This window comes from Devosia sp. (assembly GCF_041917035.1).
Taxonomy (GTDB): domain Bacteria; phylum Pseudomonadota; class Alphaproteobacteria; order Rhizobiales; family Devosiaceae; genus Devosia_A.
Window position 1 is genome coordinate 1 of sequence record NZ_JAYRYM010000187.1, and the last position, 7,216, is coordinate 7,216.

General features: G+C 67.3%; 5 protein-coding genes and 1 pseudogene. 5 read left to right on the forward strand and 1 reads right to left on the reverse strand.

Going from position 1 to position 7,216, the window contains the following annotated elements; genetic code table 11:
* A pseudogene (locus ACE3TU_RS16395) lies at nucleotides 1-526 on the forward strand (hypothetical protein); the annotation flags it as partial.
* Here the strand turns inward: ACE3TU_RS16395 and ACE3TU_RS16400 are convergent.
* Nucleotides 452-2,110, reverse strand: coding sequence for an alpha-glucosidase family protein (locus ACE3TU_RS16400; RefSeq protein ID WP_374626109.1), 1,659 nt, complete (start codon nucleotides 2,108-2,110; stop codon nucleotides 452-454). The pseudogene ACE3TU_RS16395 and the gene ACE3TU_RS16400 overlap by 75 nt on opposite strands.
* A gap of 233 nt (nucleotides 2,111-2,343) precedes the next feature.
* Between ACE3TU_RS16400 and ACE3TU_RS16405 the strand changes: the two genes are divergently transcribed.
* From ACE3TU_RS16405 to ACE3TU_RS16420, 4 genes are all read left to right on the forward strand, one after another.
* On the forward strand, nucleotides 2,344-3,528 hold the full coding sequence (locus tag ACE3TU_RS16405; protein ID WP_374626101.1) for an aromatic amino acid transaminase: 1,185 nt from the start codon (nucleotides 2,344-2,346) through the stop codon (nucleotides 3,526-3,528).
* Between the two features lie 83 nt (nucleotides 3,529-3,611).
* On the forward strand, nucleotides 3,612-4,265 hold the full coding sequence (gene fsa, locus ACE3TU_RS16410; RefSeq protein ID WP_374626103.1) for a fructose-6-phosphate aldolase: 654 nt from the start codon (nucleotides 3,612-3,614) through the stop codon (nucleotides 4,263-4,265).
* Nucleotides 4,266-4,434: 169 nt separating this feature from the next.
* A complete protein-coding gene (locus tag ACE3TU_RS16415) occupies nucleotides 4,435-5,514 on the forward strand; it encodes an Mrp/NBP35 family ATP-binding protein (RefSeq protein ID WP_374626105.1) in 1,080 nt (359 codons plus the stop codon).
* Between the two features lie 176 nt (nucleotides 5,515-5,690).
* Nucleotides 5,691-6,998: a GH1 family beta-glucosidase gene (locus tag ACE3TU_RS16420; protein WP_374626107.1), complete on the forward strand. Its 1,308-nt coding sequence runs from the start codon at nucleotides 5,691-5,693 to the stop codon at nucleotides 6,996-6,998.
* The last annotated feature ends 218 nt before the right edge of the window (nucleotides 6,999-7,216 follow it).

A 7,216-nucleotide genomic window follows, 5' to 3' on the forward strand; every position in this document is an offset into this window, starting at 1 on the left:
CGAGCCGACGGACGGGCGGCCAGCCATCGAGATCAAGGACATCGACGCCGCGGCGGCGGTAGAGCCGGCGTCTCTGCCCGAGCCGGCCGACGCGACGGAACTCCATCCCGGCCCGTCGATACCGGAGACCTGGACTCCGCCGGCCGTCGAATCGACGCCGGACCCTCGCGCCATTGCCGAGCCGGCGGCACCGGCGCCACAGGCGCCGGGGGAAGCGAGCCCGGTACCGAAATTGGACGTTGCGTCCGAGTTGCCGACGCCGGAGCCTGCGCCCGAGTTGTCGACGCCGGAAGTCGCGACAGAGCCTGCCCCGCCCGGCGACCCGGTTCCGGCCGAGTCCCCGATCATGGCACCGCCCGGCAGGCTGCTGCCGCCGGCGCCGCTGCTCATCGCCCTGCCGCCGCACAAGCTGGAGGCGCCGGCGCCGTCCGCCACGGCGCCGGGGGCGGGGTCAGCCGACGACGCTGCCGACGAAGGCGGCGAACGGGGGCAGGACGAGGGTCCCGTCGACCGGACCGGCAACTGAGCCGGGCGCATCCGCGGATCGCACCGCCATGCCGGCCGGCAGGGTGACCGACCTGTGCGCCTCGGTCATGTTGTAGGCACAGAGCATCGTCTCGCCCGATGCGGAGCGGAGGAACATCAGCACACCGTCGGGCGCATCGAGGGTTTCGATGCTGCCCTTGGCGAGAGCCGGGTGCTTCCTGCGGAAATCGAGGGTCGCCCGGTAGTGGTGCAGCAGCGAGTCGTTCTGCTTTTCCTGCTGGTCGACGGCCCGCCGCAGGTGATCGGCAGGCACGGGCAGCCAGGCCCTCTGTGCGGTGGTGAAGCCACCCAGGTGCGCCGCGGCCTGCCACACCATCGGCGTGCGGCAGCCGTCGCGGCCCTTGAACTCGGGCCAGAACTCGATGCCGTAGGGATCGACGAGGTCCTCGAAGGCGAGCTCGGCCTCGGTGAGGCCCAGTTCCTCGCCCTGATAGAGGCAGACGGAGCCGCGCATGGTCAGCAGCATGGTGGACGCCAGCCGGGCGAAGGCCTCCTTGTGGTTGTGGGCGCCCCAGCGACTGAGGTGCCGCGCCACGTCGTGGTTGGAAAAGGCGAGGCAGATCCAGCCGTCCGGCGCGTCCTTTTCGGTGAGATCGATCGAGCTGCGGAAATGGCCGGCGTCGAAGGCGCCGCCGAGGTAGTCGAAGGTGTACGCCATGTGCAGCCGGTCCTCGCCCGACGTGTACTGCGCCATGATCTCCAGCTGGTGCTGGCTGTCGCCGATTTCGCCGACGCTGGTGGTGCCCGGGTACTCGTCGAGCAGTGACCGCACGCGCCGGAGGAAGGCCAGGTTTTCCGGCCGGCTCTTGTCGTAGACGTGCTCCTGGAAATTGTAGGGGTTCACCGCCGGGGCAGTCGAGGCGTTGAAGTCCTCGGGGCGCACCACCGGATTGGACTCGAGCCCCTCCGAGCAGAAGTAGAAGTTCACCGTGTCGAGCCGGAAGCCGTCGACGCCGCGATCGAGCCAGAAGCGCATGGCGCCGAGCACGGCATCCTGCACGTCCGGATTGTGGAAGTTGAGGTCCGGCTGGGAGGCGAGGAAGTTGTGCATGTAGTACTGCATGCGCCGGCTGTCCCAGGTCCAGGCCGAGCCGCCGAAGATCGAAAGCCAGTTGTTGGGAGGCGTGCCGTCAGGGTTCGGGTCGGCCCAGACGTACCAGTCGTGCCTGGGGTTGGTCCGCGACTGCCGGCTTTCCTGAAACCAGGGGTGCTTGTCGGAGGAGTGCGAGATCACCTGGTCGATGATCACCTTGAGGCCGCGGGAGTGCGCCTTTTCGAGCAGCCGGTCGAAATCGCCGAGTGTTCCGAAGATCGGATCGACGTCGCGATAGTTGGAGACGTCGTAGCCGAAATCCTTCATCGGCGAGGTGAAGAACGGGCTGAGCCAGATCGCATCGACGCCGAGATCGGCGACGTAGTCGAGCCGCTCGGTGATGCCGACAAGGTCGCCGATGCCGTCGCCGTTGTGATCCTGAAACGAGCGCGGATAGATCTGGTAGATGACGGCGCCGCGCCACCAGTCCTTGTCGACGGAAGGCAGCGGCGTCGACTTCTGCTCCGTCATCGGGGCAACGGAAACACTGGGCGGAACGAGGCTCACTGGCGGGCTCCCCTGAGGCGGTGCGACTGCTCCGGTGATGCGCGCCGGCACGTCGGGTGTCAATCGGCAGGCCATCGGGTCGGCGGGCGCGGGCCGGTTCGCCCGCCTCGCCCGGCCGCGCGATCGCGGCCGCCCACGGTTGCAATTCCGCCCAGCCTGCCTATAACTCCCCCGCCTGCTTTTCCCGGAAAACCAAGATGTTTGAGACGCTCAAGAAGGCCACGCTCGACAAGATCTTCGTACTCATGGCCGAGTACGCTGCCGATCCGCGCACCGACAAGATCGACCTCGGCGTCGGCGTCTACAAGGACCCCGGCAACAACACGCCGATCATGTCCGCGGTCAGGAAGGCCGAGCAGCGCATCCTCGACGGGGCCAAGACCAAGACCTACAAGGGCGTGGTCGGCAACAAGGAATTCTCCGCCGCCATCGTCGACCTGGCGCTGGCCGGGGTGATCGACACCGCCCGCATCCGCTGCGTCAACGGCGCCGGAGGCACCGGCGCGCTGATGATCCTGATGCATGTGCTGGGCCGGGCCCGGCCGGGCGGGCGCATCTTCATCTCCGACCCGACCTGGCCCAACCACATTCCGCTCGCCGAGAATGCCGGGCTGTCGGTGCACTATTACCGGTACTTCGATCCAAAGACCCGTGCCGTCGATTTCGACGCGATGATGGCGGTCATCGAGGGGCTCGACAGCAACGACGTGGTGCTGCTGCATGGCTGCTGCCACAACCCGACGGGCGCCAACCTGACGCCGGCCCAGTGGGATCGCGTTGCCGAGAGCCTGAAGCGCACCGGCGCCTTCCCGCTGGTCGACCTCGCCTATCTCGGCTTCGGCGACGGCATCGAGGCGGACGCCTATGGCGTGCGCAAGGTCGCGACGAGTGTTCCCGAGTGCATGATCGCGTTTTCGGCGTCGAAGAACTTCGGGCTCTATCGCGAGCGCGCCGGCGTCGCCATCGCCATCGCGCGCGACAGCGAGACGGCGGACGTGGTGTCGTCGCAGATGCAGAACATCATTCGCGGCACGATCAGCCAGACTCCCGACCACGGCGCCGAAGTCGTCCGGGTCATTCTCGAGGACAAGGAGTTGCGCGCCGAATGGGAGGCGGAGCTGACCCAGATGCGCGAGCGCATGCAGCGGCTGCGGGTGAAGCTTGCCGATGCCATCCGGCAGCGATCGAACTCCAAGGACTTCGACTTCATCGCCCAGCATTCCGGCATGTTCTCGCTGCTCGGCCTGCCCGAGAACGTCGTCACCCGGCTGAAGACCGAGGACGGCGTCTACATGATCAATGACAGCCGCATCAATGTCGCCGGCATTCCCGAGGATCGCGTCGGCGAACTGGCCGACAAGCTGCTCGCCGCGATCGGCTGAACACGACTTGCGGCGCGCCCTTGCGACGCGCCACAATCGGCATACCTAGACACCAGCACACCACTCTCCCGGAGGGGAACGCCATGAAGTTCTTCGTCGATACCGCCGAGATCAAGGATATCCGCGATCTCTATGAAACCGGCCTGCTCGACGGGGTGACGACCAACCCCTCGCTGGTCGCCAAGTCCGGTCGCAACTTCAAGGAAGTGATCAGGGAAATCTGCGAGATCGTCCCCGGGCCGGTCTCGGCCGAAGTCGCCGCCACCGATCATGCCGGCATGGTCGCCGAGGGCGAGCACCTGGCCAAGATCGCCGACAACGTGGTGATCAAGCTGCCACTCACCTTCGAGGGGCTGCGGGCCTGCCGCCACTTCTCGCAGAAGGGCATCAAGACCAACGTCACGCTGTGCTTCTCGGCCAATCAGGCGCTGCTCGCCGCCAAGGTCGGCGCGACCTATATCTCGCCCTTCATCGGCCGCCTCGACGACATCAATCTCGAGGGCATGCAGTTGATCCGCGACATCCGCCAGATCTACGACAACTACAATTTCTCGACCGAGATCCTCGCCGCCTCGATCCGCTCGGCCAACCATGTGACCGAGGCGGCGCTGGCCGGCGCCGATGTCGCCACCATACCGCCGGCGGTGATCTACAAGCTTGCCGATCACCCGCTGACCAAGTCGGGGCTCGAGCAGTTCGTCAAGGACTGGAAGTCCACCGGCCAGTCGATCCTCTGAGGGCGGCAGCACGGCCGCCCAGCCACACACTCGGCATCATCCCTGCGAAAGCGGGGACCGCCGTTTGCGACTCAGACACGGGCGGGAAACAGAGATTCCCGCTTTCGCGGGAATGACTCCGTGGTGGCCGGTCACCGGTTGCAGGAAACCGTCACATTGAAATCGTCACATGGCCAATGAACCCATCTCCGCCGCCGTCCGCAATGCGCTGGCGAGCGTCACCATCCCGGGCGGCGGCACGCTTGCCGGCTATGGCGGCCTGAGCGAGATCATCGTCACCCAGCATGCCGTCGCCTTCGCCATCTCGGTGGCGCCCGGCATGGAGGCGGCGTTCGGTCCCACCCGCAGCGCAGCCCAGGCCGCGGCCGAGAAAGCCGCCGAGGGCCGCAAGGTCATGGTGTCGCTGACGTCGGACCGCAACCAGGCCGCCACCGGACAGGCCAAGGCGCAGGGCCGCCCCGGTCCGGCGCCGCGCGAGGCGGTGCCGGGCATTCGCCACATCGTCGCGGTCGGTTCCGGCAAGGGCGGCGTCGGCAAGTCGACAGTGGCCGTCAACCTGGCACTGGCCTTCGCCGCCGAGGGCCTCAGCACCGGCATCCTCGATGCCGACCTCTACGGCCCCTCGATCCCGAAGCTCCTCGGGCTCGAAGGCAAGCCGGCGGTGCGCGAGGATGGCATCTTCTCGCCGCACGAGGCGTATGGGCTGAGGGCCATGTCGATCGGCTCCATGCTCACCCCCGGCCAGGCCGTGGTCTGGCGCGGCCCGATGGCCACCTCGGCGCTGCGCCAGTTGCTGCGCGAAAGCGACTGGGGCGGGCTCGACCTGCTCGTGGTTGACCTGCCGCCCGGCACCGGCGACATCCAGATCTCGCTGGTCCAGCAGGTGCCGCTGCTCGGCGCGGTGATCGTTTCCACGCCCCAGGACCTGGCGCTGATCGACGCCACCAAGGCCATGGACATGCTGCTGCGTACCGAGGTGCCGATCCTCGGCATCGTCGAGAACATGAGCTACTTCGTCGCCCCGGACACCGGCAAGCGCTACGATATCTTCGGCCATGGCGGCGCGCATGCCGCGGCCGACGGGCTGGGGATCCCGTTCCTCGGCGAGATCCCGCTGGTCATGTCGATCCGCGAGACCTCCGATGCCGGCCGGCCGGTCGTGGCGACCAGCCCCGACAGCGCCGAGGCCCTGCCCTTCCGGACCATCGCGAAGCGCCTGCTTGCCGCCCATCCCGCGCTGAGGCCCTAGCGGCACCGCGGCCGGTTTCGGCCGCATTCCGGCCTCGCGGGAAGGGGTGAAGGGGTGACACTCGCCCCATCGACTGCTATGCAATCGATTACATTGACCGCCCGATGTCGAATTCGGTGGTCTGGTTCGATCAATCACGAGCGCTGAATGGCGCCACCTGCCGAGGAGAAGCCCTGGTGTTTTCGATTTCCCGCAGCGACCTCGGTCCCAACTTCACCTTCGGCACGGCCACCGCTGCCTACCAGATCGAAGGCGGGCAGACCGATGGCCGCGGCACCTGCATCTGGGACACTTTCGCCGCCACCCCCGGCAACGTGAAGCACCGTCACGACGGCTCGATCGCCACCGACCACTACAATCGCTGGCCGGCAGACCTCGATCTCATCCGCGACGGCGGCTTCGACGCCTATCGGTTCTCGCTCGCCTGGCCGCGGCTGATCCCCGAGGGAACCGGCGCCATCAACCAGGCGGGGCTCGATTTCTACGACCGGCTGATCGACGGCATGCTGGAGCGCGGCCTCAAGCCGTTCGCGACCCTCTACCACTGGGATCTGCCCAGCGCGCTGATGGATCGCGGCGGGTGGATGAATCGCGACATTGCCGGCTGGTTCGCCGACTACGCCGCGCTGGTGGGCAACCGGTTCGGGGATCGCCTGCATGCCACGGCGACGATCAACGAGCCCTGGTGCGTCGCCTTCCTCAGCCACTTCCTCGGCATCCACGCCCCCGGCTACCGCGACCTGCGCGCCGCCGCGCGAGCCATGCATCACGTGCTGCTGGCCCACGGCACGGCCATCGATGCCCTGCGCGGCGAGGGCACCAAGAATCTCGGCATCGTGCTCAACCTCGAAAAGACCGAGCCGGCCTCCGACAGGCCCGAAGACCTCGCGGCCGAGAACATCGGCGATGCCCTGTTCAACCGCTGGTACCTCGGCGGCGTGTTCAAGGGCGCCTATCCGGAGGAACTCACCACGGCGCTGGCGCCCTGGCTGCCGGAGGGCTTTCAGCGCGACATGGACGTGGTGTCCCGCCCGCTCGACTGGCTGGGCATCAACTACTACACCCGCGGCATCTATGCGGGCGATCCCGAGGCCGGCCTGTTCGGCGGTCGTCGCATCTCGGGGGAACTGGAAAAATCCGACCTCGGCTGGGAAATCTACCCCAAGGGCCTCGAGGATCTGCTCGTTCGCGTCGGCCGCGAGTACACCAAGGTGCCGCTCTACGTGACCGAGACCGGCATGAGCGAGACGGACGATACCCGCCGGGTGAAGTTCTATGACGACCACCTGCGCGCCGTTGCCAACGCGCAGGCACAAGGCGCCGACGTTCGCGGCTTCTTCGCCTGGTCGCTGCTCGACAATTACGAGTGGGCTGAAGGCTATACCTCGCGCTTCGGCATCGTGCATGTCGACTACGAGACGCAGGTCCGGACGCCCAAGGCCAGCTATCGCGCCTTCCAGGGCATGCTGCACAATACGCGCTGAGCGGACGCGGCAGGACCCACGAGGCTGCGCCGGCGCGCCGGGCGCCGGTTTGCCACCGCCTCCGCCCTTCGCCGGGTTGACCCCCCTGCCCCGGAGCGGGCAATGTGGCGACTTACGAACGCCAGGTTCACTATGCCCGTCATCAATGCCATTGCCGAGTTCGCCGACCAGGTCGCCGAATGGCGCCGCGATTTTCATGCCCACCCCGAGTTGCAGTA